Origin of the sequence: Frigoribacterium sp. Leaf8 (assembly GCF_001421165.1) — a bacterium.
Taxonomy (GTDB): domain Bacteria; phylum Actinomycetota; class Actinomycetes; order Actinomycetales; family Microbacteriaceae; genus Frigoribacterium.
In genome coordinates, this window is record NZ_LMKB01000005.1 from 1,344,972 (window position 1) to 1,346,317 (window position 1,346).

Here is a 1,346-nt window from a genome sequence, read left to right on the forward strand (position 1 = left end):
TCTTCGTTACCCGGCCGTGACCTCCACCGCCGCGTCGGCACCGGCGACCGGACCCGGGGATCGTCGCGCGCGGGCCACCGCGAGCCCGCGTTGCGAGCTCCAGAAGTCGCGGACCGTCTCGCGGAGTTCGGACGCGCCGACGTCCGCTCCGAAGGCCAGCGACCCCGGCTCGAGGGCGATGCCGTCGGCCAGGGTGGGCAGGGCGACGGGGTCGAAGCCGATGGCGTCCACGAGGTCCGCGACGACGTCGAGTGCCTCTCGGTCGTCCGACGCCAGGGCGATCGCGCTCCGCTCGGGATGACCGGCGGGCAGGGCTCCCTCGTCGAGGTCGTGGTACCCCATGTGGTTGAAGCCCTTCACGACGCGTGACGCGGGCAGGTGCTGCTGGACGAGCTCGCTCGTCGAGGTCCGGACGTCCGAGAGGTCGTCGCGCAGGCCGTCGGTCTCCCACCAGTAGTTCATGGCGTCGACGACGACCTTGCCCGCCAGGGCGTCCACCGGCACCGAGTCGAGCTTGCCGAGCGGCAGGGCCAGGACGACGATGTCGGCCTCCCGTGCCGCGTCGGCCGACCAGACCGCGCGGGCCCCGGGGGCGATCACGTCGACGATGAGGCGGATGCGGGCAGGGTCCCCCGAGCCGGAGAGGAGGACGGGGTGGCCGGCGGCGTGGACGAGGCGGGCGAGGACGGTGCCGACCTTGCCCGCGCCGAGGATGCCGATGGTGGGTGCGGACGTCATGTGTCGTGCAACGCACGAGGGCATCCGGCGATTCCGGACGCGGCGATGCACCGCAGGCCCCTGAACCAGGTCTGCGGTGCACCGTCGGTGTGGAGTCGCTCAGGAGCGAGCGAAGGAGGTGACCGTCAGGCGCGGGCCGTCCGACGGCGGGCCGCCACGAGCAGGCCGAGCCCGGCGAGCAGCGCCAGCAGTCCGCCCAGGAGCGGGGCCGTCGCGTCATCGCCGGTGAAGGCCAGCGACGAGTCGGCGGCGAGGGCCGAGGAGGCGCTGGTCCCCGAGGCGAGGACGCTGCGGTCGGCCGCCGCGGCGGTCACGAGCACGGTGCCGGTCGTGCCGTCGACGCCGCTGGTGCCGTCCGTGCCGGGCGTGGTGGTGCCGCCGTCACCCGGGGTGGCGGGCGTCGTCGGGTCGGTCGGTTCGAACGGCTCGGCCGGGTCGACGGGGATCGTCGGGTCGGTCGGGTCGGTCGGGTCGGTCGGGTCGGTCGGGTCGGTCGGGACGGTCGGGACGGTCGGCGTGGTGCCGGTCGTCCCCTCCGTGGTGTCGCTGTCGCCGACCACCGAGACGGCGTTGCCGCCCACGGTCACGGGCAGCCCCACCGACGGCAC

The 1,346-nt window shown here is 74.7% G+C and carries 2 protein-coding genes; both read right to left on the minus strand.

All coding sequences use genetic code 11. The annotated features are described in order from the left end of the window. Positions 1–6: 6 nt before the first annotated feature. Complete coding sequence (locus ASL10_RS10970; RefSeq protein ID WP_255350793.1) at positions 7–789, minus strand: NADPH-dependent F420 reductase; 783 nt, start codon at positions 787–789, stop codon at positions 7–9. Positions 790–863: 74 nt separating this feature from the next. Continuing rightward, positions 864–1,346, minus strand: a 483-nt coding sequence (locus ASL10_RS10975; RefSeq protein WP_162234610.1) for an LPXTG cell wall anchor domain-containing protein, incomplete at its 5' end; no start/stop codon positions are given.